The organism is Mesorhizobium sp. WSM4819, from assembly GCF_055811215.1.
The window spans coordinates 197,370-222,932 of the sequence record NZ_JBVVQO010000006.1 but is presented as its reverse complement, the minus strand read 5'-3'; the positions used below and the strand labels follow the sequence as shown (position 1 = coordinate 222,932).

The 25,563-nt window shown below is 63.3% G+C and carries 24 protein-coding genes and 1 riboswitch; of the genes, 15 read left to right on the top strand and 9 right to left on the bottom strand.

Annotated features, from left to right (window positions below; translation table 11 throughout):
- Positions 1-423: 423 nt before the first annotated feature.
- Positions 424-1,482, bottom strand: coding sequence for an adenylate/guanylate cyclase domain-containing protein (locus AC0L18_RS08605; RefSeq protein WP_473491608.1), 1,059 nt, complete (start codon positions 1,480-1,482; stop codon positions 424-426).
- 269 nt (positions 1,483-1,751) lie between these two features.
- Complete coding sequence (locus AC0L18_RS08600; RefSeq protein WP_128247485.1) at positions 1,752-2,198, bottom strand: SRPBCC family protein; 447 nt, start codon at positions 2,196-2,198, stop codon at positions 1,752-1,754.
- 1,011 nt (positions 2,199-3,209) lie between these two features.
- On the opposite strand from AC0L18_RS08600, the gene AC0L18_RS08595 reads away from it, so the two are divergent.
- Positions 3,210-4,358 (top strand): aminopeptidase, encoded by a 1,149-nt coding sequence (locus AC0L18_RS08595; RefSeq protein ID WP_473491607.1) that lies wholly within the window; start codon positions 3,210-3,212, stop codon positions 4,356-4,358.
- Positions 4,359-4,523: 165 nt separating this feature from the next.
- Here the strand turns inward: AC0L18_RS08595 and AC0L18_RS08590 are convergent, their stop codons facing one another.
- Together AC0L18_RS08590 and AC0L18_RS08585 are read right to left on the bottom strand one after the other, a co-directional pair.
- A complete protein-coding gene (locus AC0L18_RS08590; RefSeq protein WP_023801385.1) occupies positions 4,524-4,757 on the bottom strand; it encodes a hypothetical protein in 234 nt (77 codons plus the stop codon).
- Positions 4,758-4,982: 225 nt separating this feature from the next.
- Positions 4,983-5,729: a universal stress protein gene (locus tag AC0L18_RS08585; RefSeq protein WP_473491605.1), complete on the bottom strand. Its 747-nt coding sequence runs from the start codon at positions 5,727-5,729 to the stop codon at positions 4,983-4,985.
- Between the two features lie 326 nt (positions 5,730-6,055).
- Here AC0L18_RS08585 and AC0L18_RS08580 point away from each other — a divergent pair, with 326 nt between their 5' ends.
- From AC0L18_RS08580 to AC0L18_RS08515, 14 genes are all read left to right on the top strand, one after another.
- Entirely contained in the window at positions 6,056-7,618 is a 1,563-nt protein-coding gene (locus tag AC0L18_RS08580) for a bifunctional aminoglycoside phosphotransferase/ATP-binding protein (RefSeq protein WP_473491604.1), read from the top strand.
- Positions 7,619-7,656: 38 nt separating this feature from the next.
- Complete coding sequence (gene trxC, locus AC0L18_RS08575; RefSeq protein WP_473491603.1) at positions 7,657-8,103, top strand: thioredoxin TrxC; 447 nt, start codon at positions 7,657-7,659, stop codon at positions 8,101-8,103.
- A 197-nt stretch (positions 8,104-8,300) separates the two neighbouring features.
- The gene (locus AC0L18_RS08570) at positions 8,301-9,053 is read left to right on the top strand and encodes a FadR/GntR family transcriptional regulator (protein WP_473491601.1); all 753 of its coding nucleotides are present in this window, start codon (positions 8,301-8,303) and stop codon (positions 9,051-9,053) included.
- Between the two features lie 63 nt (positions 9,054-9,116).
- A complete protein-coding gene (kdgD, locus tag AC0L18_RS08565; protein WP_473491600.1) occupies positions 9,117-10,022 on the top strand; it encodes a 5-dehydro-4-deoxyglucarate dehydratase in 906 nt (301 codons plus the stop codon).
- Positions 10,023-10,128: 106 nt separating this feature from the next.
- The gene (locus tag AC0L18_RS08560; RefSeq protein WP_473491598.1) at positions 10,129-11,637 is read left to right on the top strand and encodes an ABC transporter substrate-binding protein; all 1,509 of its coding nucleotides are present in this window, start codon (positions 10,129-10,131) and stop codon (positions 11,635-11,637) included.
- Between the two features lie 81 nt (positions 11,638-11,718).
- On the top strand, positions 11,719-12,633 hold the full coding sequence (locus AC0L18_RS08555) for an ABC transporter permease (RefSeq protein ID WP_023801378.1): 915 nt from the start codon (positions 11,719-11,721) through the stop codon (positions 12,631-12,633).
- Between the two features lie 3 nt (positions 12,634-12,636).
- Complete coding sequence (locus AC0L18_RS08550; protein ID WP_473491597.1) at positions 12,637-13,560, top strand: ABC transporter permease; 924 nt, start codon at positions 12,637-12,639, stop codon at positions 13,558-13,560.
- On the top strand, positions 13,557-15,197 hold the full coding sequence (locus tag AC0L18_RS08545) for an ABC transporter ATP-binding protein (protein WP_473491595.1): 1,641 nt from the start codon (positions 13,557-13,559) through the stop codon (positions 15,195-15,197). Before AC0L18_RS08550 ends, AC0L18_RS08545 begins: the two co-directional genes overlap by 4 nt.
- 101 nt (positions 15,198-15,298) lie before the next feature.
- Positions 15,299-15,415, top strand: a riboswitch (TPP riboswitch).
- Between the two features lie 101 nt (positions 15,416-15,516).
- Entirely contained in the window at positions 15,517-17,346 is a 1,830-nt protein-coding gene (thiC, locus tag AC0L18_RS08540) for a phosphomethylpyrimidine synthase ThiC (protein ID WP_473491594.1), read from the top strand.
- Positions 17,343-18,344: a glycine oxidase ThiO gene (gene thiO, locus AC0L18_RS08535; protein ID WP_473491592.1), complete on the top strand. Its 1,002-nt coding sequence runs from the start codon at positions 17,343-17,345 to the stop codon at positions 18,342-18,344. Before thiC ends, thiO begins: the two co-directional genes overlap by 4 nt.
- A complete protein-coding gene (thiS, locus tag AC0L18_RS08530) occupies positions 18,313-18,510 on the top strand; it encodes a sulfur carrier protein ThiS (RefSeq protein ID WP_023801373.1) in 198 nt (65 codons plus the stop codon). The genes thiO and thiS overlap by 32 nt, the downstream gene beginning before the upstream one ends.
- Before the next feature lie 4 nt (positions 18,511-18,514).
- Positions 18,515-19,288 (top strand): thiazole synthase, encoded by a 774-nt coding sequence (locus AC0L18_RS08525; RefSeq protein WP_473491591.1) that lies wholly within the window; start codon positions 18,515-18,517, stop codon positions 19,286-19,288.
- Positions 19,285-19,890 (top strand): thiamine phosphate synthase, encoded by a 606-nt coding sequence (locus AC0L18_RS08520; RefSeq protein ID WP_473491590.1) that lies wholly within the window; start codon positions 19,285-19,287, stop codon positions 19,888-19,890. Before AC0L18_RS08525 ends, AC0L18_RS08520 begins: the two co-directional genes overlap by 4 nt.
- The gene (locus tag AC0L18_RS08515) at positions 19,881-20,645 is read left to right on the top strand and encodes a hydroxymethylpyrimidine/phosphomethylpyrimidine kinase (protein ID WP_473491588.1); all 765 of its coding nucleotides are present in this window, start codon (positions 19,881-19,883) and stop codon (positions 20,643-20,645) included. Before AC0L18_RS08520 ends, AC0L18_RS08515 begins: the two co-directional genes overlap by 10 nt.
- A gap of 91 nt (positions 20,646-20,736) precedes the next feature.
- On the opposite strand, the gene AC0L18_RS08510 is transcribed toward AC0L18_RS08515, so the two are convergent.
- The 5 genes from AC0L18_RS08510 to AC0L18_RS08490 are packed head-to-tail and all read right to left on the bottom strand — an operon-like array spanning position 20,737 to position 25,516.
- A complete protein-coding gene (locus AC0L18_RS08510; RefSeq protein ID WP_473491587.1) occupies positions 20,737-21,705 on the bottom strand; it encodes an ABC transporter ATP-binding protein in 969 nt (322 codons plus the stop codon).
- A 2-nt stretch (positions 21,706-21,707) separates the two neighbouring features.
- The gene (locus AC0L18_RS08505) at positions 21,708-22,715 is read right to left on the bottom strand and encodes an ABC transporter ATP-binding protein (protein WP_473491585.1); all 1,008 of its coding nucleotides are present in this window, start codon (positions 22,713-22,715) and stop codon (positions 21,708-21,710) included.
- A gap of 2 nt (positions 22,716-22,717) precedes the next feature.
- Positions 22,718-23,635 carry a dihydrodipicolinate synthase family protein gene (locus tag AC0L18_RS08500; protein WP_236371909.1) on the bottom strand — a complete coding sequence of 306 codons (918 nt, stop codon included), beginning with the start codon at positions 23,633-23,635 and terminating at the stop codon, positions 22,718-22,720.
- Between the two features lie 19 nt (positions 23,636-23,654).
- On the bottom strand, positions 23,655-24,557 hold the full coding sequence (locus tag AC0L18_RS08495; protein WP_473491584.1) for an ABC transporter permease: 903 nt from the start codon (positions 24,555-24,557) through the stop codon (positions 23,655-23,657).
- On the bottom strand, positions 24,557-25,516 hold the full coding sequence (locus tag AC0L18_RS08490) for an ABC transporter permease (RefSeq protein ID WP_473491582.1): 960 nt from the start codon (positions 25,514-25,516) through the stop codon (positions 24,557-24,559). The genes AC0L18_RS08495 and AC0L18_RS08490 overlap by 1 nt, the downstream gene beginning before the upstream one ends.
- Between the last annotated feature and the right edge of the window lie 47 nt (positions 25,517-25,563).

Here is a 25,563-nt window from a genome sequence, read left to right as displayed (position 1 = left end):
CATAGCCATCGCCCGTGGCCCGCGGGTTCCTTCCTCGGGGACTTTCGTACGCCTGCCGGCGCCCGAAACTCTTCACGCAAGCGGACTGGCAGCTTTGGCCCTCGGATCTTCAATAGCTGACCTTCACGTCGGTGCGAGTAACGCCGTGACGTGACCCCCTGCGGACGTTCGTGGCATCGCAGCGAACGTCCGGAATGTATGACAGCTGACGTTCGTTGTCAGATAGACAAATCTGAGCGAGCGGTAAGGAGGCTTGAAAAGGCAACCTACGTGCTGCTATTGGCCGGAGCACATGAGGCGACATGATCAGCTCAGTCCGTCGCCGCTCGTGGCTGCAAAGCCGATTGCCTGCACAGACGTACCGGCTCCCGCTTGTATTAGTCACGCATCTGGTACCCTTGCCCGCACCCCGGCCCGCGGGGCTCAATCCTCCGGCAGGGTGAAGACCGCGCAGGGATCAGAGATACCGCGCAATAAGTGCTCGCCCAAAGGGATCAAAGCCGTTGTCGTCTCCGCCGCGACCGCGCCCGAGATGAGCACGCTGCGACCAAGGGGCCTGCATAGCCCTTCGAGCCGGCTGACCAGGTTGACCGCAGGGCCGATGGCAGTGAAGTCCAGCCGGTCGGCCGCGCCGATATTGCCCCACAGCATCTCACCGAGATGCAGTGCCGCGCCGAAGGGCAGCGGCGGCAGCCCCTCCGTCTGCCGCACCGCATCGAGATGGGCCATGCCGGCGCGGGCGGCGACAACAGCCCGCAGCGCCGCCTCGCAGGCCTCGGCCGGGGCGCCCGTGACCGGGAAAATCGCCAGCACACCATCGCCGATGAACTTCAGCACCTCGCCCCCGAAAGCATGCACCGCCCCGGCGACGCGGTCGAACCAAGCGTCGAGGGCGGTGATCATCGCTGCGGGCTCCGTCGCCTCGGACAGGGCGGTGAAGTCACGCAGATCGGCACAGAGCAGCGCGGCGCGGATGGTTTCCCCGGTGCCGCGGCGCAGCGCGCCGGCCTGCACCCGGGCGGCACTGCGCCTGCCAAGATAGGCCTCGAGCAGCGCTGCCAGCGCCGCCCGCGCGGTCAGGGCGGCTAAGGGCGCTGCGGCGAAGCGCGCGGCCTGGCGCAGCCGGCCGGCCTCGGCGGGGCCGAATGGCCGGGTCCCTGCCCAGCCCAGCACCGGACTGTCCGGCTCAGGGCCGATCGTGTCCTCCTGCACAGGGCCAAGCTCGGCCAGCCAGTCGCGCCCGGCTTGGTTGAGCGGGCCGCCGGCGAAGCCCAGCGCCTCGATCACCGCCCCGGTCTCCGCCTGCCACAGCCAGGTGCGGCGGGCGATGATCGGATGCGGCACCGCGACCGTCAGAGCGCCCCCGGCCAACGGCAGGCCGTCGGCCAGCAGCCGGCCGCCGAGCTCGGCCAGGAACCAGTCAGAGCCGGGCGAAGAGCCGGCCTCGTCCAACAACCAGGCGAGGGGCGCGGGCAGATCCATGCCGCGATTATGCCACCGCGGCCACTAGCCTGTCATCCGCGCCGCGGGATGACGCTTCTGCCTGTCATGTTGTCACGTGAGGACGCCCTCAACGGGACCGGACGGGACGTCGTTAAGGGCGTACGTAAGGGAGAGGTGACATTCAGGGCGAGGCCATGGGACTGCCGCCGGCACAACTACTCCTTTACATAGACGCCATCCTCCAGACTCACGGTCGAATCCTCGACGAGGCAGCCTTCGACACCCCTGCGAGCGACGAGCGGAAAGAGTCAGTCCCTGCCATGCCAGGGGTCCGGCCCCGGTTCACGCCCGGCCGCAACCTCGGCCAGCCGGCCGAGGTAATGGGCCCAGCCTTCCGCATGGCCGGCGCATTGCTCGGCGTTAGGCAGGCCGGTGTGGGTCAGGCGCAGCAGCGTTCCGTCCGGCTGCTCGATCAGGTCGACCTCGATCAGGCTCGACCCCGGCGGCACCACCTCGCTGCCGTCCCAGCCAAAGCTGTAGGCCAGGCGGTGCACCGGCACCACCTCGAGGAAGGAGCCGCGAGCGCAGCGAGCCCCAGTGACATTGACGAGATAGAGCCCGCCAGGCTGCGGCTCGACCTCAGCCTCCGTTCCCATCCAGCGCAGGATCTTCTCCGGATCGGTCAGGAGGGCGAACACCGCGGCGGGCGGCGCCGGGATGTGCGTCTCGCGGCGGACGACGAGGGACTCTTGCATCGGTCTCTCCTACGGTTGCGATGTACCTGCTCCGCCTGAGGCGGAGGATGGACGGGCGCCTTCTGTCTTAGTGTGGGAGGTCTTTTCTGACAGCATGTAGGCGGAAGATCGCCCTCAACAAGGCACCGCCCAAGCAGCTTGGCGAGAAGAAATCCGCACCCCGCTTGAGCGATTCCTGATCGACACGACCTGATTGTCGCCTAAGTCAGTCGCATTGGACATCACTCCGACGCATCTCCCACGTTTAAGCGCTTCAATCGGCATTGTGGGTTTGACGCTGGCCTCCTGCGCCACGAGGTGCCTTCGGGCAGGCGCATCTGGAGGTGTGAGATCGCCTGCAATGTTGGATCTGACGCAATTGTGGTGCAGTTTGCCATCAGAAGGCACCTATCAGTCGGGCCTGAAGCAGGTCGATCTTCCCGCGCCCGTACATTCGGCGGTAGCGGATCTGCTGGCTTCAGAAGCGCTCGAGGCTGTCCGAAAGCCTTTTTTATGGTCTGGAGGTTCCAGGACTCGATGCCGCCGACCCGCTCGATCGACTTCACGTGCTTGGCGAGCCGGGACGCGCGATCATGACTCGACGCCTCCGCTCTCGGAGCAGCTTTCCGTAGGTCCGCAAAGGGGTCCGGATTGCGACTTTCGCTGCGTCCAGAGCATATGTCCGCTGCTGGCGCAACCGTGACCTCCGGTGCCGTCGCCGGCGATGTCTGCTTCCAGGCAGAGACAAGTTCATCTCTACGGCTGACATCGGCGCATTGCGGACCAACAGCGGTGGCCGGATGCGACCGGAAGCTCCAGGAGAAAAAGACCTCCTAGGCGGATAGTTCGCATGCCGCCGTGTCCGGCTTATAGCGGACATTCGGCATTTGGCAGCGAATGATCACATTGCGACAATCTTGCCGAAGACGAACGTCTAACCTAAACCCTCTTCCCAGGATATCAACCGAATTGGAGCCACTGTTTGGGACCGGGCGTAATTGCGACGTTTGCCCTATCCGGACGTGTGAGCAAATGCCGTGGGCAACCGTGATGCGTGCATTTTTTCGTTCGGTTGCTGCGATGATCGTGATGTCCGGCGTGGCCGGTTGCACCAGCATTTCTTACTACGCACAATCCTTGAAGGGTCACGTGGAGATCATGGCGGCGCGCCAGGATGTCGAAGAGCTGATCGACGATCCTTCGATTCCTGGGACACTACGCGCTCGAATGGAATCGGCGAGCGCCATCCGACAGTTTGCGATAGATGAACTAGCGCTGCCGGACAACAATAGCTACCGCAGCTATGTTAACGTTGGTCGGGACGCGGTGACATGGGCCGTCTTCGCCGCGCCGGAATTCTCGCTGACGCCACGAACATGGTGCTTTCCGGTGTTCGGATGCGTTCCGTACCGAGGATACTTCTCCAAAAGGTCTGCGTTTGAAACCGCTGTCGAACTTCAGAGACAGGCCCTGGACGTCTATGTGACGGGCATCACTGCATATTCCACGCTTGGCTGGTCAAGTGACCCGCTGCTAAGCACGATGCTCAGCCAAGATGAAACGTATCTTGCGGGGCTAGTTTTCCATGAGCTGGCCCACCAACGCGTCTATGTGAAGGACGATTCCGCATTCAACGAGGCATTCGCTGTCGCCGTCGAAACAACCGGCGTGAGAAAATGGCTGCGCGCGGCTGGTGATACCGGCGAGTTGCGCCGTTACAAAGCCGACCGGAGGCGCAGAGCTCAATTTCTTGCGCTGGTGTCGCAGACCCGGGACGAGCTAAGCCATGTCTATGACGGCAGCGCTACCTCTGAGCAGAAGCGGGCCGCGAAGATGGCCGCGATCGAACGGCTGCGGATGCGCTACCGAGAGATGCGCGACAGTCGCTGGCGTGGATACCAGGGCTACGATGTCTGGTTCGATTCTCCGATTAACAACGCGAAGCTCGCCGCGACTTCCGTCTACGGCGATCAGGTGGCGACGTTTCTCCGCTTGTTCGATTTGTGTTCGGGCGACTATCCACGGTTCTTCGCGTCGGTTCGACGGATCGGAGCGTTAGACAAGGCTTACCGCGCTGAAGCGCTCAAAGCGGCAGATTCATGCGATCGAGCCGGTCAAATCCGTAGGCCAGAGGCGGCGAATCGGTCACCGATGTACTCGGCAGCCGGCGCAGGTGATTGAATTGACCATTTGGCGGCCGATTTCCCACATACTTTGACGTCGGGCGGGTCGGAAGCCAAAAGTCGGGCTACAGAAGGTAGAAGCCAAAAGCGGACTTGCCTGAGCCCCCCGGCGGATCCTGGACCACAATGGTTGCCGGCGGGCCGTGGCGCCTCAGCGTGCGCCCTACGAGGCCGAAAACCTCACGCTCACGCCGCGCTGCCGAAAATAAGCCTGCATCAGCTTGCGGCCAGAACGGTTGTTCTGCGCCAGCCTGGTCGGATCGAACACCGCCTGTTTTATCCCTTCTCGTGTCATCGCCGCCTTAAGCGTCGCGATATGCGCGTCGATGTCGGCATTGTCCGCCCGCAGCGATGCATAGATACTTTCGGTCGCCTCGGCCACGGTCGGTTCGCTCACAGGTGTCGTCCTTTGGTTGGTTGAGCGGCGACTTACCACAGATTCGCGGCTCCGCCGATACCGATGAGACGGCTAGATGGGCGGCAACAGTGTCCCTTGGGACTTAAAAGGGATGCCAATGACGGGCGCCGGCGGCTAACGCGCCATAAGGATCGGCATCGACGGGTCTACAAGCATCGAGACGGTGACGCCACCGAAGATGCGCTCGCGCAACCGGGAATGACCCTAAGCGCCCATCACCATCAGGTCGGCGGCGATGTCGAGCGCGTGCCGGCGAAGCACGTCGACGACTGAATGGTCCAGGCTGGGCAGCCGGTCGACTGTGACATTCACGCCATGCCGCGCGAGATAGGCGGCGGCGTCCGCTCCGGGTTCGGCCCCGTGGCGGTACTCGTCCTCCACCGGATCGACCATGACGAGGTGCACCTCATCGGCGCCTGGCAGCAGGCCGAGGGATTCGCGGACGGCACGCGATGCCTCCAGACGGGCGTCCCATGCAATCAGCACGCGTTTCGGCTTCAGGGTCGGCTGCGCCCCCGCGGGGATGAGCAGCAAGGGCTTTCCCGAAGAAAACAATGCGCCTTCGATCGCTTTGCTTTTCAGCGTTTTGTTGGCGAGCAGCTCCGGTCCAATGACCGTAATGTCGGCATAGCGGGCACGGCGGCCGATGGTGTCGTCGGCCCAGCCGGCTTCCGGATATTCGCTGGAGACATCGGCCGAAAGCGCGCTGCCGGCGAGAAAAGCCGACAGGTCAGCAGTCCGCTTCTTCAACAGATCCTCGACAGCCCGACGCTCGTCGAGCCAGGCTTCTGAAACGACCGCGGCATACTCCCCGACTGGTGGCGGCGCAGCTACGGCAACGACCAGAACAGCAAGATGGGCGCCGATCTCGTTGCACAGGTCGGCGGCAGGCTTGAGATCACCGTCTCCCTCGTGCGGTCCCGTAACGGCAAGTATCGTCCTGAAAGCCATGGCGGCTGCTCCCGATTTTGCCCCAAAGCCCAATCGTCGTTGCAACAACAGCGAGACGGCTCGGCGCGCTGCTAGCGCTGAGTCAAGAACGCCGCCGGTCATCATTTGATCCGTATCAACATGCCCAAGGGCCGACGCCAACAGGTTTCAGGCCGCCGGAGGACGCCAAGAATATCCCGAACACCGGAGCAGCAGCAGCACGGAACGCATTCGTGACCTGGCTGGTTATATCCAGGCGCTGTGGCAGCAAGGGCCTGATGGCGTGGAGTTTCAGCGACCACGCTCGCTGGCTTCCCCAGGTTGGGTACAAAACAAAGAGGCATCCGATGATCGTCGAGGATCAGCAATCCGTGGCCGCGATGTTGATGGACCCTGCCGCATATGGCGAGAGCGGACCGGTCGAGGCGATCGAGACCCATATCTCGCGGATATTCCTGGTTGGCCAGCGCGCCTACAAGATCAAGCGAGCGGTCAAGCTGCCCTATGTCGACTTCTCGACCCCGGCGCTGCGGCTCGCCGCTTGCGAGAAGGAGGTCGAGCTCAACTCCAGGACTGCCCCCGGCCTCTATCTGGGGGTGCGGCGCATCACCCGAGAGGCCGGCGGCCAGCTGGCCTTCGACGGAAGCGGCGATCTGGTCGATGCGGCGATCGAGATGGTCCGCTTCGACCAGTCGAAGCTGCTCGATCGAATGGCAGTCGGCGGCGAACTGACGCCTGCGCTGATGACGGATGTCGCGCGCATGATCGTGCGCTATCATCGCGGCGCGCCGGAGGTCCACAAGGGCAGCGGATCTTCGAACCTGGCAGGCGTGCTCGCCATCAACGAAGCCGGCTTTGCCACCAGCCATGTTTTCGAGCAAGCCGAGATAAAGGCATTCACCGGGATGTTTCGCACCGCCCTCGCACGTCATTGCGAGTTGCTCGACCGGCGGGAGACGGCAGGCAAGATCCGACGATGCCACGGCGACCTGCATCTGCGCAACATCTGTCTCTTCGACGGCGAGCCCCGCCTCTTCGATTGCATCGAATTCAACGACCAGATCGCCAGCATCGATGTGCTTTACGACCTGGCTTTCCTGCTGATGGACCTCTGGCATCGCGGCTTTCCGGAACTCGCCAACCTGGTGATGAACCGCTATCTCGACGAATCAGACGACGAGGACGGCTTCATCCTCCTGCCGTTTTTCATGGCAGTGCGGGCCGCGGTGCGCGCGCATGTCACCGCAACCCAGATCGAGGAAAGCGGTGACGATTCCAGCGGGCTGCTTGCCGAGGCCAGATCCTATTTCGAGCTTGCCCGAACACTTCTCGAGGAAAAGCCGCCTCGGCTGATCGCCATCGGCGGCTTGAGCGGTTCCGGCAAGACGACCGTTGCCGAGGCACTCGCCGCACATGTTGGGGCGCCGCCCGGCGCACGCATTGTCGAAAGCGACCGCATCCGCAAAGCCCTGCATGGGGTGCCAGCCGAGACGAAGCTGCCGGACAGGGCTTATCGACCTGATGTGTCGGACCGCGTCTACCGCGAAATGGCATGGCGCGCCGACTTGATCCTTGCCGAAGGCGGTTCGGTGGTCGCCGATGCCGTCTTTGACCGGCCGGCCGATCGCAACCGCATCGAGAAAGCTGCAAACGGCAGAGACGTTGCTTTCGCCGGATTCTGGCTGGAGGCGGATCCGCTCGTTCTTTGGCAGCGGGTGAGCGAGCGCAGTGGCGGTCCTTCTGACGCCACAGTCGATATCTTGTCGCGGCAATTGCAGCGAAAGGCTACCCCGTCCAACTGGCGCAAGGTCGACGCCGATCGAAAGCTCGCCGATATCGCCGCAGAATTGGCCAAGGTTTCGGACGCGGTCGCTTTTGCGCAGAATCCTCCACTCAAGACCGCATCGTGACGGCGACGATCGACGCGCATAAAGACGGGTAAATGGGAATGACGCAGGAAAAACTGGTGGTTTGTGGCAAATGCGGCGGGGTCAATCGCCTGCCGCCGGCAGGCGATGCCGGGGACGCGAAATGCGGAAAGTGCGGCTCCAGGCTGTTCTCGGGTCATCCGGCAGACGTCGATGCACAGAGTTTCGATCGCCAGGTCACGCGAAGCAGCCTCCCCGTCGTCGTCGACATATGGGCACCATGGTGCGGCCCGTGCAAGATGATGGCGCCGGCCTATGAAGCGGCAGCCAGCGAACTGGAGCCGCATGTTCGACTGATCAAGCTCAATTCCGACAACGAGCAGGCCGTTACAGCCAGGCTCGGCATCCGCGGCATCCCGACCATGATCATCTTCCACGGCGGACGGGAGGTTGCGCGCACATCCGGCGCAATGACGGCGGGACAGATCGTCAAGTGGGTCCGCGATCACCTGCCGGCCGCAGCCTGAAAGCTGCTACTGCGTGGATTTCGCTGATCGCCGTGCCCAGCACGACGGGCGAACTGATGGCCGACACCTGAGCACAGAAGCCATATGATGACCTTAAGAAGTTCGAGACATCGAACGACGAATTTTCATATGATGACCTCGCTTTTGGCCCGCACTGGGAGTATGGATCGTCAGATCCGGCAAAGTTGGGAGGATCAATGCAGCAGGCCGAACATCGAACGTCCCGGCGGTCGTTCGTCTCTCAGGTTGCCGACGCCCTGCGCGGCCAGATCGAAGCCGGCTTTTATGCGCCTGGCGATAAATTGCCGACAGAACCCGCGCTGATCGACCGGTTCGGGTTCAGCCGCACCGTGGTCCGGGAGGCCATCGCCGCGCTTCGTGCCGATGGGCTGGTGGAATCGCGGCAAGGCGCCGGCGTCTTCGTTCTCGGCCCGAAACCCGTCGACGAGGGATTGAGGCTGTTCACTGACGAAACGAACAAGATCTCGGACATCATCGAAGAGCTCGAGCTGCGCATCGGCATCGAAGTCGAGGCAGCCGGCCTTGCCGCCGCCCGCAGCTCGCCGGCGCAAGAGGCCGAAATCGAGGCCCAGGTCGAAAGGTTCGCCGACCTCATGGCGCAAGGGCAACCCACGGACGATGCCGACTTCCAGTTCCACATGGCGATTGCCGCCGCAACCAACAACGCCAGGTTCAAGGCCTTCCTCGAACATGTCGGCCGGCGGATGATCCCGCGAGTGAAGTTCAAGACGATGATGGGCGGCGTCGACCCCTTGCCCAATCGCGACCATCCGATTCTGCAGGAGCACAGGGAAATCGCCGATGCGATCCTCGCCCGCGACCCGGAAAAGGCGCGTGAGGCGATGCGCCGCCATTTGGTGACCGGGATAAAGCGCTATCGCGCCCTGACCGTCCGGCGCCCGACAAATCAGGACAACAGCGGCGGTTGACTCGTCTGAATACTCATCATATGAATCTAAATGACATCATATTAATTTGTGGGATGAGTTCCTTTGTCGCCAGATGAAATCAAGTCGCGGGTCGATTCAGGGCTGCTGTCGTTTCCAGTCACGCATTTCAACGAGGATTTCAGCCTCAATCTCGAAAGCTATCGCGCGCATGTCGAATGGCTGTCGGGGTTCGGTGCCGCTGCCCTGTTCGCGGCCGGCGGCACCGGTGAATTCTTCTCGCTGTCGCCGGAAGAGGTCGCCGACGTTACCCGCGCGGCCAAGGATGCCTCGGGAGACGTGCCGATCATCGCCGGCTGCGGCTACGGCACGGCGCTCGCCACGGAAATCGCCCGCCGCGCCGAGGCTGCGGGAGCCGACGGTCTCCTGCTTCTGCCCCACTATCTGATGGAGGCCTCGCAAGAAGGGATTTTTCGGCATGTCAAAGCCGTGTGCCAGTCCACCGGCCTCGGCGTCATCATCTACAACCGTGCGAACTCGGTCGCCAATGCCGACACCGTCGCCCGCCTTGCTGACGCGTGCCCAAACCTCATCGGGTTCAAGGACGGCACAGGCAAGATAGATCTTGTCCGCCACGTCACTGCAAAGCTCGGCGATCGGCTCTGCTACATCGGTGGCATGCCCACGCATGAGCTGTTCGCCGAGGGCTTCAACGGCGCCGGCGTGACGACTTATTCCTCCGCGGTCTTCAACTTCGTGCCGGAATTGGCCCAGCGCTTCTACAGGGCGATGCGGACAGGTGATCGCGCTGTGATGGAAGAAATCCTGCACAGCTTCTTCTTCCCCTTCGCGGCTTTGCGCGATCGCGAGCAAGGTTATCCGGTGTCGATCATCAAGGCCGGCGTCGAGCTCATCGGACGGACACCCGGCCCGCTTCGGCCGCCGCTGACGGATCTGAAGCCGCAGGAGAAAGACGTGCTGCGCGGACTGATCGAGAAGATCGCCGCCTAGCCGCCGCGAGATCGGCAAATTGTCGGCCGCACGGGATGAGGAGGATCGTCTCGTGCGCCAGCCAAAAACGGAAGATCCCAAACGGAAGCTCAAAGGGAGGAGTGACATGAACAGAAGCATTCATGCGATTGCAGCTGTCGTATTGATGACCGCTGCCGCGCCATCGGCCGTCGCACAGGAAGCGGCGCAGGAGATCCGTATCGTCCTGCCGGAGCAGCCGGCCAATCTGGAGCCCTGCGGCACCATCATCACCAATGTCGGCCAGATACTCAGCCAAAACGTGGTTGAATCGTTGACCGTCATCGATCCGATCAGCGGACAGCCCCAGCCGAAACTGGCGACGGAGTGGACCAGCGTGGATCCGACCACCTGGCGGATCAAGCTTCGCGAGGGCGTCAAATTCCAGGACGGAACCGAACTCAATGCGGATGCGGTCGTCTTCTCCATCACCAGGATGATCAGCGGCAAGCTTACCTGCAGCAACATTGCGAAATTCGGCGATGCCAAACTGACGCTGACGCCGGTCGACAAGCTGACCGTCGAAATAAAGTCGGACAGGCCCGAGCCCATCATGCCGACGCTGTTGAGCGTGGTCATGATCGTCTCGCCGAAGACGCCGGTCGACCAGGCGGTGAACGATCCGGTCGGCACCGGCCCGTTCACGCTGTCGACCTTTTCCCCGCAGACGGTGGTGCTGGACGCGTTCGACGGCTATTGGGGCAACAAGCCGCAGATCACCAAGGCAACCTATGTCTGGCGACCCGAATCCTCGATTCGAGCCGCCATGGTGGAGACCGGGGAAGCCGACCTGACACCGTCGATTGCCATCCAGGACGCCAGCAATCCGGAGACGGATTTCGCCTACCTGAACTCCGAAACCACTGCCATCCGCATCGATGCCGCCGAGCCGCCGCTCGACGACCTGCGCGTGCGCAAGGCGCTCAACCTGGCGATCGACTGGGAAGGCCTTGCGCAGCTGTTCGGCGACGACGTCAAGCGTGCGTCGCAGATGGTCGTCTCCGGGATCAACGGCCATGACGATGCGCTCGAGCCTTGGCCGTACGATCCGGAAGAGGCGAAAAAGCTCATCGAAGAGGCGCGCGCGGCGGGTGTCGCGGTCGACACCGAGATCAAGCTCATCGGGCGAAACGGCATCTATCCGAACGGCGCCGAAGCGATGGAGGCGATGATGACGATGTGGCAGGACGCCGGCCTCAACGTCAAGCTGACCATGCTCGATGTCGCCGACTGGCTGCGCTATCTGCAAAAGCCGTTCCCGGCGGAGCGCGGCCCCAATCTCCTGCAGATGATGCATGACAACAACAAGGGCGATGCGGCCTTCACGGTGCCGATCTTCTATCGATCGAGCGGCAGCTACTCGACCTTGGCCGATCCGGCATTCGACAAGCAGATAGACGAGGCATTGGCGGCGACCGGCGAAGCCCGCACCAACAGCTTCAAGGCGATCTTCGGCAAGGCCCGCAACGAAGTGGTCGCGGACATCCCGATGTTCCACATGATCGGCTACACCCGGGTTGGCACCAGGCTGGAATGGAAGCCCGATATCACCACCAACAGCGAAATACCGCTGGCCAATATCGCCATCAAAGACTGAGCGATACGGGGGCGCCAGGCGGTCGTCGCCCTGCGCCCCCGACCCGTTGCCTCCGTCGATATCCGCCGAAGGGCATCCGAAATGATAACCTATCTTGGACGCCGGGCGTCGCACAGCATCCTGTCGGTCATCGGTCTTTTGACCTTGGTTTTTTTCCTGACACGGCTCACCGGCGATCCTTCCGCCTTGTACCTGCCTCTGGACTCGACTGCGGAAGCTCGGGCCGCGTTCGCGCGGTTGAACGGCCTCGATCAGCCGATCCATTGGCAGTTTCTGGGATATCTGCGCGATCTGCTGCAGCTGGATTTCGGTGAATCGCTGCGCCAGAACCGCTCGGCGATGCAGGTCGCGCTCGAGGCGTTCCCGGAAACGCTGAAGCTGGCCGTCGTCGCGATCACGCTGTCGACCGCCTTGGCAATCCTTGTCGGCTCGCTGGCGGCCGCGCGGCCGGGCAGCATCTTCGACCGTATCGCCAGCCTCGTCTCGCTGGCCGGCGCAAGCGCGCCGGATTTCTGGGTCGCCATCGTCGGCATCCTTGTCTTCGCCGTGGGGCTCGGGCTTTTGCCGACATCGGGCACCGGCACCTGGGTCCACTGGATCATGCCGACCTTCGTGCTGATGCTTCGCCCTTTCGGTCTCCTGGTGCAGGTCGTGCGCGGAACCATGCTGTCGGCGCTTGCCTCTCCATACATCAAGACCGCAAGGGCCAAGGGCCTGCCGCGGCAGAAGATCATCTTCGGCCATGCGCTTCGCAACTCGCTGCTGCCCGTCGTCACGGTCGCCGGCGACCTGGCGACCAGCCTTGTCAACGGCGCCGTCGTCGTGGAGTCGATATTCGGCTGGCCCGGCATCGGCAAGCTGATGATCGATTCGATCATCCAGCGCGATTTTGCCGTCGTCCAGTCGACCATTCTGGTGACGGCAACCGCCATCTTCATCCTCAACATCGCGATCGACCTGCTCTACGCGGTTCTCGATCCGCGCATCCGGTACTGAGCCATGACGATCATCACCCCCGACATCAAGCCGGCGGCCGTTCCAGGCAGCGGTCGCGTGCTTTTCGCCTATTTGAAGCGCGACAGGCTTGCGCTCGCCGCTGCTATTTTCCTGGCGATCGTCGTCATCGCATCGGTCCTTGGCCCGTGGCTGGTGGGCGACGCCGCATCGCGGCTCGGGCTGCGCCAGCGCAACCTCGCCCCGTTCTCGCTGGCCAGCGGCTGGATCTACGTCCTTGGCGCCGACACCCTCGGCCGGCCGATCGTGGCCAGGCTGATTGTCGGCGCGCAGAACACGTTCGGCATTGCCGCGGCGGCGGTGTTCGCGTCAATGCTGGTCGGTGGAACGCTGGGCCTGATAGCGGGCTATTCGGAGCGCTGGTACAGTCATCTCATCCTGCGCCTGGCCGATGTCGTCATGAGCTTTCCCTCGCTGCTGCTGGCGCTCATCGTGCTCTACACACTGGGCCCAAGCATCACCAACCTGGTGATCGTTCTCGCCGTCACGCGCATGCCGATCTACCTCAGAACGGCGCGCGCGGAAGTGCTGGAGCTGCGCGAGCGCATGTTCGTCAGCGCCGCGCGAGCCATGGGCGCGAAGCCGGCCCGGATCATCATCCGGCACATCGCCCCCCTGGTCCTGCCGACATTGGTGACGATTTCAGCCATTGATTTCGCGACCGTCATTTTGTCGGAATCGGCGCTGAGTTTCCTTGGCCTCGGCATTCAGCCACCGGACTTCACGTGGGGTGCGATGGTGGCAAACGGCCGCGGTTATCTCGCCACCGCCTGGTGGATCGCATTCTGGCCAGGCCTTGCAATCATGCTGACGACGCTGTCGCTCAACATCCTCTCGAACTGGGCGCGCACCGTTGCCGATCCGCAGCAACGCTGGCGCCTCCAGACATTGCGAAAAGCTGCCCGATGAGCAACGCGACCATTCTCAAGGTCGAGGGCCTGACCGTCGATTTTCTTTCGGATGATCAACCGGTACGCGCCGTCGACGATGTCTCTTTCCACGTCAGCCGTGGCGAGACGCTGGTGATCCTCGGCGAAAGCGGTTCGGGAAAGAGCGTCAGCACCAGCACGGTGATGGATCTCATCGACTGCCCGCCAGGCGATATCGCGGCCGGCTCCTGCCTCTTCGACGGCGTCGAACTGTCAGGCCTCGGCGCCGAGGCGCGCCGAAGCATCAACGGCCGCAGGATTGCGATGATCTTTCAGGATCCGCTCGCCTATTTGAACCCGGTCTACACGGTGGGGCGCCAGATCGAGGAGGTCTTTGAGAGCCACGGTGCGGCAGCCGGCAAGGGCGCACGCGCCAAGACGATAGAGCTGCTTCGGCGCGTCGGCATTCCGGAGTCGGAAAACCGCGTCGACTTCTATCCGCATCAGTTCTCGGGCGGACAACGCCAGCGCGTGATGATTGCCATGGCGATCGCGCTGAAACCGGACATCCTGATTGCCGATGAGCCGACGACCGCTCTGGACGTCAGCGTGCAAGCGCAGATCCTCGATCTGCTGCGCGATCTCCAGCGCGAAACCGGCATGGCGTTGATCATGATCACCCATGACCTCGAAGTCGCCGCGTCCATGGCGGACCGGATTATCGTCATGAACGGCGGCAAGGTCGTCGAGACGGGCATCGCCAGGGAGGTCTTCAGCAATCCGCAGCACGCCTATACCCGCCGCCTCATCGCCGCCCTGCCCGACGGCAACGCAGCGGAGGCGCCCAACAGGCGTTCGACGGCGATCGCCGGCGAGACGCTGCTCAAGGTGGAACATCTCACCAAACATTATGAGCTTGCTTCCGGAGCTTTTAGCAGCAAGCGGACGTTCAAGGCGGTGGACGACATAAGCTTTGAGGTCAGGAGAGGAGAAACGCTCGGCATCGTCGGCGAGTCCGGGTCCGGCAAATCGAGCGTCGCGCGCATGCTGCTGGGGCTGATCGCGCCAAGCGCCGGTAGCGCGGTCTTTGCCGGTGAGAACATCTTCGACATGAATGGGACGCGCCTTATGGCGTTTCGGCGCAAGGTCCAGATGGTCTTCCAGGATCCGTACGGATCGATGAATCCGCGCATGCGCGTTTATTCGATCATTTCCGAGCCCTGGGTGATCCACCGCGATATCCTGCCGAAGGACAGGTGGAAGGCTCGCGTGGCAGAGCTCCTGGAATTGGTTGGGCTGTTGCCAGAGCACGCCGAGCGCTACCCGCACCAGTTTTCCGGCGGCCAGCGACAGCGCATCGCCATTGCGCGCGCACTTGCCAGCGAGCCGGAACTGATCGTCTGCGACGAGGCGGTTTCGGCCCTCGACGTCTCTATCCAGGCGCAGGTGATCGAACTTTTGGCCGACCTCAGGACGAGGCTCGGCCTCTCCTATATTTTCATCACCCACGATCTGCCGATCGTGCGCCATTTCGCCGACCGGATCATGGTCATGAAAGACGGAAAGATTGTCGAGGAAGGCCAAACCGCGGCGCTGTTCGGGGTGCCTCGCCACGACTATACGCAAAGCCTGTTGCAGGCTGTGCCTAAGCCCAAATGGCTTACGCAGGCTCAATAGTTCCTGGATATCGGCCTCGATTGTCCGCGCGCGCCCAGCTAGCGTTGCCGACTGATGGGCCGAATGCGCTTGACAAAATGGCGATCGCCCGCTCAATTTGACCCATTCACCAGGGGGGTCCCGGCAAGGGGCTGAGATACTGCTGGCTTTCGCGGCGCAGTGACCCGTTGAACCTGATCCAGTTCATACTGGCGTAGGGACGGTGCAAGCGCTTTGCGGGAGTCCATGCCCGAAAACCTGTAAGCAGGCCAACCAGAGCGTCTTTTCATCCTTCCGGCACAGAACTGGGTCTCCAATGCATGAGCAAAGGAGCCTCAAGATGAATGCCATTTCCCCCGCCGTGTCGACGGGACCGCTGCCTGCCTCACGGAAAATCCACAAGTCCGGCGTCCTCTATCCGCACATCAAGGTGCCGATGCGGGAAATCGCCGTCCATCCGACGGCAGGCGAACCGCCTGTCACCGTTTACGATCCGTCCGGCCCCTATACGGACCCGACTGTCGTAACCAGCATCGAAAAGGGCCTCGCCAGGTTTCGCCATGAATGGGTGACGGTGCGCGGCGACGTCGAATTCCACAATGCCCGCAGTGTCAGGCCGGAGGACAACGGCTTTGCGTCAGGTGAGCGCCTGACGCCGGAATTTCCCGTGCGCCACCGGCCGCTAAAGGCAAAAACGGGCAAAGCGGTGACGCAGCTTGCCTATGCGCGCGCCGGGATCATCACCCCCGAAATGGAGTTCGTCGCCATTCGCGAGAATCTCGGCCGCGAGAGCTTACGCGGCGGGATACAGCGCGACGGCAACTCTTTCGGCGCGGCGATCCCGGACTTCGTCACGCCGGAATTCGTGCGCGACGAGATAGCGCGCGGACGGGCTATCATTCCCGCCAACATCAACCACCCGGAGAGCGAGCCGATGATCATCGGCCGCAATTTCCTGGTCAAGATCAATGCCAATATCGGCAATTCAGCCGTCACCTCGTCGATGGCCGAAGAGGTCGAAAAAATGGTCTGGGCGATCCGCTGGGGAGCCGACACCGTCATGGACCTGTCGACCGGTCGCAACATCCACAACATCCGCGAATGGATCGTCCGCAATTCGCCTGTGCCGATCGGAACCGTGCCGCTCTACCAGGCGCTTGAGAAGGTCGGAGGGATCGCTGAGGACCTGACCTGGGAAATCTACCGCGATACGCTGATCGAACAGGCCGAACAGGGCGTCGACTATTTCACCATCCATGCCGGTGTGCGGCTGCACTACATCCCGCTGACGGTCGACCGGGTCACCGGCATCGTGTCGCGCGGCGGCTCCATCATGGCCAAGTGGTGCCTGCATCACCACCGCGAAAGCTTCCTCTACGAGCATTTCGAGGAAATCTGCGACATCTGCCGCGCTTACGACGTGTCGTTCTCGCTCGGCGATGGCCTTCGTCCCGGCTCGATCGCCGACGCCAACGACGCGGCGCAGTTCGCCGAATTGGAAACGCTCGGCGAGTTGACAAAGGTCGCCTGGGCCAAGGATTGCCAGGTCATGATCGAGGGGCCGGGCCATGTTCCGATGCACAAGATCAAGGAGAATATGGACAGGCAGCTCGAAGTCTGCGGCGAGGCGCCCTTCTACACGCTTGGGCCGCTGACCACCGACATCGCACCCGGCTACGACCACATCACCTCAGGCATAGGTGCTGCGATGATCGGCTGGTACGGCACGGCGATGCTCTGCTATGTCACGCCCAAGGAACATCTCGGTCTCCCGGACCGCAACGACGTCAAGACGGGCGTCATCACCTACAAGATAGCCGCGCACGCCGCCGACCTTGCCAAGGGACATCCGACGGCGAAGGTGAGGGATGACGCCCTTTCCCGCGCACGCTTCGAGTTTCGTTGGGAAGACCAGTTCAACCTGTCGCTCGACCCCGAAACCGCGCGCTCCTTCCACGACGAGACCTTGCCGAAGGAGGCGCACAAGCTGGCGCATTTCTGCTCGATGTGCGGGCCGAAATTCTGCTCGATGCGCATCTCCCACGACATTCGGGCCGAGGCACAGAAAGAGGGCATGGCGGCGATGGCCGCGAAGTACCGCGAGGGCGGCAATCTTTACATGCCAGTGGACGGCGAACCGCCCATGCCGAAGATGCCGGAGCCGTCATGAGGCTGCTGGTCAAAGGGGCCGGCGTCGCCGGCCTCACCGCCGCCTTCGAACTCGCCGCCCGCGGTGCTGCGGTAACCATTGCCGAGACCCGGCATGGCCTTGGCGGCAACGCATCATGGATGGCCGGCGGCATGCTGGCGCCCTGGTGCGAGCGCGAAAGCGCCGAGCAGCCGGTGCTGGATCTCGGACGCGATGCCGCCGACTGGTGGGATGCGGTCCTGCCGGGTCATGTCACGCGGGCCGGAACGCTCGTTTTGGCAATGCCGCGGGATGCGGGCGAACTCGCCCGGTTTGCAAGCCGCACGTCGGGTCATCGGCGGGTCGACGAAGACGAAATCGCGCTCCTGGAACCCGATCTCGCCGGCCGCTTCCGTCGCGGGCTGTTCTTTCCGGGCGAGGCCCAGCTCGACCCACGCCGAGCAATGGCGGCGCTGCATGAAAAACTCGCCGGAAGCGGCGTCGAGTTCCGCTTCGGAGTGGACGCCCGGCACATGACGGGATTCGACCGCGAGATCGACTGCATGGGAATGGCGTCCAGCGATGAAAGGCTTCGCGGCGTGCGCGGCGAGATGCTGATCCTGCGTACACCGGACATCTCGCTGTCGCGCCCGGTCAGGCTGCTGCACCCGCGTTTGCCGCTCTATCTGGCGCCGCGCGCCGACCACCATTTCATGGCGGGTGCAACGATGGTCGAGAGTCTGTCCACGGAGCCGGTCACGGTGCGGGCGATGATGGAGCTCCTGAACGCCGCCTATTCGGTTCATCCCGCCTTTGGCGAGGCCGCGATCGTTGAGACGGGCGTCGGCATTCGCCCGGCGTTTTCCGACAACCTGCCGCGCGTCGAAGCGCATGGCAGGACCGTCGCGATCAACGGGCTCTACCGCCATGGTTTCCTTCTGGCCCCCGCCATGGCGCGCCGGGCGGCCGACCTTGTTTTCGATTCTGACAAACCGGTGGAACTTGCTGATGAAACTGACGGTCAACGGCGAAGCGCATGAGATCACCGCCGCCACCCTGGCGGAGCTTCTCGCGGCGCTTGACTACGAAGGCAACTGGCTTGCAACGGCCGTGAACAGCGACCTTGTGCACGCGACTGAGCGGGCGCTGTTCCAACTGAAGGACGGCGACCGGATCGAAATCCTCTCACCCATGCAAGGAGGTTAGTAACGTGATCGAGCTTTACGGAACCAAGCTTTCGTCGCGCCTGCTTCTCGGCACCGCACAATACCCCTCGCCCGCCATTCTTGCCGATGCGGTCAAGGCATCCTGCGCGTCCGCGGTGACCGTCTCATTGCGCCGCGAAATGGCCGGCGGCAAGGGTGGCGAGAAATTCTGGTCGCTTATCCAATCGCTGCGGCTGCATGTCCTGCCCAACACCGCCGGTTGTCACTCCGTCAAGGAAGCCGTCACGACCGCAAAGATGGCGCGCGAGGTTTTTGGCACGAACTGGATCAAGCTCGAGGTGATCGGCAATCATGACACGCTGCAGCCTGACGTCTTCGGCTTGGTCGAGGCCGCGCGAATCCTGTGCGACGACGGGTTTGCTGTATTTCCTTACACGACGGACGATCTCGTCGTCGCCGAGCGATTGCTGGAAGCCGGATGCGGGGTGCTCATGCCCTGGTGCGCGCCGATCGGTTCTGCGCTTGGACCGGTAAATATCACCGCGCTCCGCTCGATGCGCGGCCATTTCCCGGATGTCCCGCTGATCGTGGATGCGGGCCTCGGCCGCCCATCTCACGCGGCTCTCGTGATGGAACTCGGCTTCGACGCGGTGCTCCTCAACACGGCAGTGGCCAAGGCCGCCGATCCGATCGGCATGGCGCGCGCGTTCGGCAAGGCGGTCGATGCCGGCCGTGAGGCCTATCGCTCCGGCCTGCTCGAGCCGCGCGACCTCGCCGTCCCATCGACGCCGACAATCGGCCGGGCAGTCTTTCAATGAAACTCGATCCTTTTTATCTGATCGTCGACAGCGCCGCCTGGATTGAAAGGCTGGCGCCGCTCGGCGTCAGGCTGGTGCAGCTTCGCGTCAAGAACCTCGACGAGGCTGAGTTGCGCGCCGATATCCGCAAGGCGAAGGCCTTGTGCGCCCGTTACAAATGCCAGCTCATCATCAATGACTTCTGGCGGCTGGCGATCGAGGAGGACTGCGATTTCATTCATCTCGGACAGGAAGATCTGCAAGCGGCGGACCTTACCCGGATCAGGGCTCGGGGTCTCCGTCTCGGCCTCAGCACGCACGACTATCTCGAACTCGAAACAGCCCTTGCCGCCAGACCGGACTATATCGCGCTCGGCCCAGTCTATCCGACCATCCTGAAACAGATGAAATGGGCGCCGCAGGGGCTCGAACGGCTTGGCGAATGGAAGCGCCGGATCGCGCCGACACCTCTGGTCGCGATTGGCGGCCTCAATCCCGACCGGATCGAAGGCGTCTTCGGTGCCGGTGCGGACAGCGCCGCGGTAGTGACCGACATCACATTGGATGCCGATCCGGAAGCGCGAACGCGCCAGTGGATCGAAAAGACGAGCCGATGGCGTTGAGGCGCGAACCGCATGTGCTTGTCGTCGGCGGATCGGACTCCAGCGGCGGCGCCGGCATAGTCCGCGACATTGAGACGATCTCCGCCCTCGACTTGCGCACCTGCCTTGCCATTACCACCGTGACGGTGCAGACGCATGAAGCCGTCACGCAAATCCACAATTTGCAACCCGGTCTGGTGGCCGATCAGATGCGTGCCGCGCTGCAAGCCAATGCGGTCGGGGCGATCAAAATCGGCATGCTCGCGACGGAGCAAACCATCGTCGCCGTCGCGGATGTGCTGCGCCAAAACCCACAGATACCGGCAGTCATCGACCCGGTGCTGGTCTCTTCTTCGGGTTGGCCGCTTCTGGACACAGGCGCTATCGGCGTCCTGAAGCATGAACTCATCCCGCTTTGCCGTCTCGTCACACCCAACCTCATCGAACTGGCTGTCCTTGCCGGCTCAGACCTGGCCATCGACGAGGACGGCGCATTGCAACAAGGTCAGAAATTGCTCACCGCCGGATTGCAGGCCCTGCTGATCAAGGGCGGCCACGCCGCGGGGTGTCGATCGACGGACGTCCTGCTGCGCACCGATCAAGAGCCCATCCGCTTCGATGCGCCGCGTCTTGACGGATCGATGCGCGGGACGGGTTGCGCGCTGGCCAGCGCCATCGCCGCGCACCTGGCAAACGGAAGCCTGCTTGAAGACGGCGTGCGCAAAAGCAAGCTGTTGGTTTTCGAGAAGCTTCGGAAATCGATCTCTCGGGATTGAGGCGGTTGAGCTTGGCGGGGGCTTTTCTGGGCAGCAAGCTGGCGGCCGGTTCTTCGCCTTCCTTCGGAGAATCGCGTTGTCGGGTCTTGTCTCAAGCGATGTCGTCGCGAATGCAGGCCTTCAAATGGCCATCGGACGTTGTTGCCCGTAATGGCGGGACGATGCCGGCGCAAGCGTCGAGGGCAACCGGGCAGCGGGTTCGGAAAACACACCCGGTCGGCGGATTTGCCGGGCTTGGAATGTCGCCCTTCAGCACCTGCCGGCCTTGCCTGGCCAGCGGGTCGAGCGACGGAATGGCCGAGAGCAGCGCGCGCGTATAGGGATGCTGCGGCCGGGCATAGAGCGCGGCAGCAGGCGCGACTTCCATGATGCGGCCGAGGTAGAGAACTATCACCGTGTCGCAGATATATTCGACGACGGCCAGGTCATGCGAAATGAACAGCATGGTTAGGCCGAGCCGGACCTGCAGGTCGCGCAAAAGATTGATGATCTGCGCCTGAATGGAGACATCGAGGGCAGAGACCGGCTCGTCGGCGACGATGAATTCGGGTTCGAGCGTAAGCGCCCGGGCGATACCAATGCGCTGGCGCTGCCCGCCCGAAAATTCGTGGGCGTAGCGATCATAGGCATCGACTGGCAACTCAACAGCAGCAAGCGCCTTCTCAGCCTTCGCCCGCCGCTCGCGTCTGCTGCCGATGCCCTGAATATCGAGGCCTTCGGTCAGGATCTGACCGATGCTCATGCGCGGCGACAGGCTGGCGAACGGATCCTGGAAAATATACTGCATCTTGCGGCGCTGGCGGGCCAGCGGCCCGGCGCTCAGCTTGGTGATATCGACGCCGTCAAACCTTATTTCGCCGGTCGTCGGCTCGATGAGACGCAGCACCGAGCGGCCGATCGTGGTCTTGCCAGACCCGGATTCGCCGACGAGGCCGACCACCTGGCCGCGCGCGATGTCGAAGGAAATATCGTCCAGCGCCCTGACGACAGGACCGCGCGAGAACGCCGTCGGCGCAAAATGCTTGGTCAGGTTCCTGACTGAAAGGAAGGGAGCGTCCACTGTCAGAGATCCTCCCAGCGCAAACAGCGGCTTTGCTGGGTCGACGTCGCCGCGAACAATGGCGGTACAGCAGTGCGGCAGGCATCGACAGCCAAGGCGCAACGCGGCGCGAAAGAGCAGCCCTTGGGCAGCAAGGCAAGCGATGGAACATTGCCGGCGATGGTCGGCAGCGGCGTTCCTGCTGCCTTGAGCGTAGTGGCTTGGCCAAGCCGCGGCACCGAACGCATCAGCCCGGCGGTGTAGGGATGACGCGGACGGTTGAACACCTCGCTCACCGGACCCGATTCCACGATGCGCCCGGCATACATCACCGCGACCCGGTCGGCGATCTCGGCAACGACGCCGAGATTGTGCGTGACGAACAGAATGCCCATGCCGCGTTGCGCCTGCAGCGCGGCCAGCAGGTCGAGAATCTGGGCCTGGATGGTGACGTCGAGGGCGGTGGTCGGCTCGTCGGCGATCAACAAGGTCGGATCGCACGACAAGGCCATGGCGATGGTGGCGCGCTGGCGCATCCCTCCCGACAGCTCATGCGGGTATTGCCGCGCCCGCCGACCAGGGTCGGGAATTCCGACCTGAGCCAGCAGCCGCACGGCATCAGTGGCCGCATCACGGTGCGATCTGCCGAGATGGATGCGGATCGGCTCGGCGATCTGTTCGCCGATGCTGTAGACCGGATTGAGGCTGGTCATCGGCTCCTGGAACACCATGCCGATGTCGTTGCCGCGCACCTTGCGCAGCGACTCGGGATCGAGGCCGGTCAGTTCGGTGACCGTGCCGTCCCTGCGCCGCAACGCGATCGAGCCCTCGGCAATGCGTCCGACCTTCTTCGGCAGCAGGCCGATGATCGACAGGCTGGTGACCGACTTGCCCGATCCCGACTCGCCGACCAGCGCAACCGTCTCGCCCGAACCTATCACCAGGTCGACGTCCTGCACGGCGGCGATGTCGCGTCCGGCGATACGGAACACCGCCCGCAGACCGGAAATCGAGAGGATCGGAGCGTCCACGGTCAGCGCAGCAAGCCGACGTCGCGAAGGATGATGTCGACCTTTGCGGCTTCCTCGTCGTTCAGGCTGCGTTGCGGCCGCGCCATGGTGTTGGAGGCGATGATGCCGAGGCTCCTCATCGCGGTCTTGAAGGCACCGACCCCGGCCGAGCCGGCGCTCGTCCTGCCGAGCGAGATCCAGACGATCTCGAACAGCTTCAACAGCCGCTCCTGCTCCAGGCGGGCCTCGGCGTGCTGACCCGCCTGCATCAGGTTCCACAGCCTGACGTAGCCGTGCGGGTCGACATTGGCGAGGCCCGGCACGACCCCATGCGCGCCCATGGCAAGCACGCTGTCGACCAGGATCTCGGACCCGGTCATGCCGAAAAAATTCGGGTCGTTGGCCATGTCCTTGAGCACATAACGCAGATTGCCGTCGTCACCGCTGGAATCCTTGATGCCGGCGATAACGCCCTCGCTGGCAAGGCCGACGGTGGTCTGGCGCTCCAGCTTGACATGGACGCAGACCGGGATGTCGTAGGCGATGATCGGGATGTCGACTGCGTCCTTGATGTAGCGGAAGTGATCGCCGATCTCGGGCTGGCTGGTGCGGGCATAGAACGGCGCGGTGACCACGACTGCGTCAGCGCCGGCCGATCTGGCGATCAGGGCGTGGTTGATGACGCGATCGGTTGTCGGGTCGATGACTCCGGCGAAGATCGGAACGCGGCCATTGTTGACCTTGACCGCGTGCTCGATGATGGCCCGGCGGCCGGCCTCGTCATGGAAGACCACCTCGCTGGTCGAGCCGAGCACGAACAGGCCGTGAACGCCGCCGTCGAGCAGGTTTTCGATGGTCCGCGTGAACGACGCAAAATCGACACTGAGATCGGAATGGAGTGGGGTGACGACGGGTGGCACGACACCGGTAAACAGGGGCATTTTTTCAAAAACCTTCAGGTCAGTTGAGATCGGAACGAGGGTCGAATGCATCGCGCAGGCCATCGCCGATGAAGTTGATGGCCAGCACGGTGAGCACGAGTACGGCGCCGGGAAACATCCATTGCCAGGGGTATTGCTCGAGCACCACGGTGGAGCGGGCGAGATTGAGCATGTTGCCCCAACTGGCTTCGGGCGGTGCGATGCCGAGGCCGAGGAAGGAAAGGCCGGCTTCGAGCAGAATGGCATTGGCGATCTGCAGCGTGGCGTAGACGACAAGAATGTCGATGCAGTTCGGCAGGCCGTGGCGGAACAGGAGATGCGGCAGCCCCGCCCCCATGCCACGGGCGGCGACGACGAAGTCACGCTCGCGCAGCTCGAGCAGCCGGGCGCGCACCATGCGCGACAGCACCGGCCAGGAGAGCAGCGAGATCACCAGGATGGTCGGCGCGATGCCGGTGCCGGCGATCGAAGCGAGCACGAGCAGGAAGATCACCGGCGGCAGGGTCATGGCGAGGTCGACGAAGCGCATCACCGTGCCGTCGACAAGGCGCCCGCCGAAGCTGGCGACAGCGCCGACCAGAAAGCCGATGACGATCGAGATGGCGACCGAGCAGACGGCGACCAGCAGCGAGATCCGTCCGCCTTGCAGCAGCCGGGCCATGACGTCGCGGCCGACGCCGTCGCTGCCTAGCCAATGAATGGCGGACGGCCCCTTGTTGATCGCCCTGAGATCGATGGCGTTGGGGCTGAACGGCCACCACAGGGGATAGGTCGAGACCGCCAGCAGAATGGGGACGACGATAAGCAGACCGGCGCGCGCCGCACGATTTTCAAAGAACCGGCCGAGCGCGCGGCGAAGCGGCCCCTTGGTTTGCGGCCCGGCTGTCGGGTCGATTGTCGGAGCTGGTGCGGTGATCGTCATCACGACACCTGGATGCGCGGGTCGACGACGGCATAGACGATATCGGTCAGGAGATTGACCAGAATGACGCAGATGCCGATTACCAGAGTGGCGCCCATGATCACCGGGTAGTCCCTTGTGCCGACGGCGTTGACCAGCAGCAGGCCCATGCCCGGCCAGTTGAACACGCTTTCGAGGAAGATGGCGCCGCCGATCGCTATGCCGACCGTCGACCCGATCAGGGTGATGACCGGTAAAAGCGCATTGCGGGTTGCATGCTTGATGATCACCCAGAATTCGCGCACGCCCTTGGCACGTGCGGTCCGCACATAGTCCTGGTTGAGCACTTCCAGCAGCGACGCGCGCATGTAGCGCATGATCAGCGCGGCGTGTCCGATGGACAGCAGGCAGGCGGGCAGGACCAGGTGCGCGAGCACGTCCGCTAAGGAAAAAGGCGCGCCGGCGGTCTGCATGCCGCCTGATGGCGCCCAGCGCAGCAGCACCGAGAAAAAGTACAGTCCCAGAAGTGCCGTCAGAAACGCCGGGCTGGAGATGCCGACGAAGGAAACCACCGACAGCGCGATGTCGGGCAGCGTGTTGCGGCGGACGGCGCTGAAGATGCCGGCGGAAATGCCGAGCACGATGGCGATGGCCAGGCCGGTGCCCATTAACAGCGCGGTCGGGCCGATGCGCTCCATGACCAGCGGCAGCACGCCAACGCCGCTGCGCTGGATCGAATAGCCGAAGTCGCCGCCGAGCGCAGCGCGAAGCCAGGCGAGGTATTGCACGGGAAGCGGCTGGTCGAGCCCAAGCCGGTCGCGCAGGACTTCGAGGTCGGAAGCCGACATCGGGCTGGACGGATTGATATAGGCATCGATCGGATCGCCGGGCGCCAGCCGCAGAAGGATGAAGATGAGGACGCTCAGGGCGACCAGCATCAACAGTCCTGTAGCGCTGCGGCGGGCAATGAAACTCAGCATTGGCTGTCCGTGGCGATGGTGAGCGGAGCCGGCATCGTGCCGGCCCG

What these genes read in the sequence shown, in the direction of transcription:
- AC0L18_RS08605 (WP_473491608.1), bottom strand. Translation starts at nt 1,482, where the DNA reads ATGGATCTGCCCGCGCCCCTCGCCTGGTTGTTGGACGAGGCCGGCTCT.
- AC0L18_RS08600 (WP_128247485.1), bottom strand. Translation starts at nt 2,198, where the DNA reads ATGCAAGAGTCCCTCGTCGTCCGCCGCGAGACGCACATCCCGGCGCCG.
- AC0L18_RS08595 (WP_473491607.1), top strand. Translation starts at nt 3,210, where the DNA reads ATGCCGTGGGCAACCGTGATGCGTGCATTTTTTCGTTCGGTTGCTGCG.
- AC0L18_RS08585 (WP_473491605.1), bottom strand. Translation starts at nt 5,729, where the DNA reads ATGGCTTTCAGGACGATACTTGCCGTTACGGGACCGCACGAGGGAGAC.
- AC0L18_RS08580 (WP_473491604.1), top strand. Translation starts at nt 6,056, where the DNA reads ATGATCGTCGAGGATCAGCAATCCGTGGCCGCGATGTTGATGGACCCT.
- trxC (WP_473491603.1), top strand. Translation starts at nt 7,657, where the DNA reads ATGACGCAGGAAAAACTGGTGGTTTGTGGCAAATGCGGCGGGGTCAAT.
- AC0L18_RS08570 (WP_473491601.1), top strand. Translation starts at nt 8,301, where the DNA reads ATGCAGCAGGCCGAACATCGAACGTCCCGGCGGTCGTTCGTCTCTCAG.
- AC0L18_RS08560 (WP_473491598.1), top strand. Translation starts at nt 10,129, where the DNA reads ATGAACAGAAGCATTCATGCGATTGCAGCTGTCGTATTGATGACCGCT.
- AC0L18_RS08555 (WP_023801378.1), top strand. Translation starts at nt 11,719, where the DNA reads ATGATAACCTATCTTGGACGCCGGGCGTCGCACAGCATCCTGTCGGTC.
- AC0L18_RS08550 (WP_473491597.1), top strand. Translation starts at nt 12,637, where the DNA reads ATGACGATCATCACCCCCGACATCAAGCCGGCGGCCGTTCCAGGCAGC.
- AC0L18_RS08545 (WP_473491595.1), top strand. Translation starts at nt 13,557, where the DNA reads ATGAGCAACGCGACCATTCTCAAGGTCGAGGGCCTGACCGTCGATTTT.
- thiC (WP_473491594.1), top strand. Translation starts at nt 15,517, where the DNA reads ATGAATGCCATTTCCCCCGCCGTGTCGACGGGACCGCTGCCTGCCTCA.
- thiO (WP_473491592.1), top strand. Translation starts at nt 17,343, where the DNA reads ATGAGGCTGCTGGTCAAAGGGGCCGGCGTCGCCGGCCTCACCGCCGCC.
- thiS (WP_023801373.1), top strand. Translation starts at nt 18,313, where the DNA reads ATGAAACTGACGGTCAACGGCGAAGCGCATGAGATCACCGCCGCCACC.
- AC0L18_RS08520 (WP_473491590.1), top strand. Translation starts at nt 19,285, where the DNA reads ATGAAACTCGATCCTTTTTATCTGATCGTCGACAGCGCCGCCTGGATT.
- AC0L18_RS08515 (WP_473491588.1), top strand. Translation starts at nt 19,881, where the DNA reads ATGGCGTTGAGGCGCGAACCGCATGTGCTTGTCGTCGGCGGATCGGAC.
- AC0L18_RS08500 (WP_236371909.1), bottom strand. Translation starts at nt 23,635, where the DNA reads ATGCCCCTGTTTACCGGTGTCGTGCCACCCGTCGTCACCCCACTCCAT.
- AC0L18_RS08495 (WP_473491584.1), bottom strand. Translation starts at nt 24,557, where the DNA reads ATGACGATCACCGCACCAGCTCCGACAATCGACCCGACAGCCGGGCCG.
- AC0L18_RS08490 (WP_473491582.1), bottom strand. Translation starts at nt 25,516, where the DNA reads ATGCTGAGTTTCATTGCCCGCCGCAGCGCTACAGGACTGTTGATGCTG.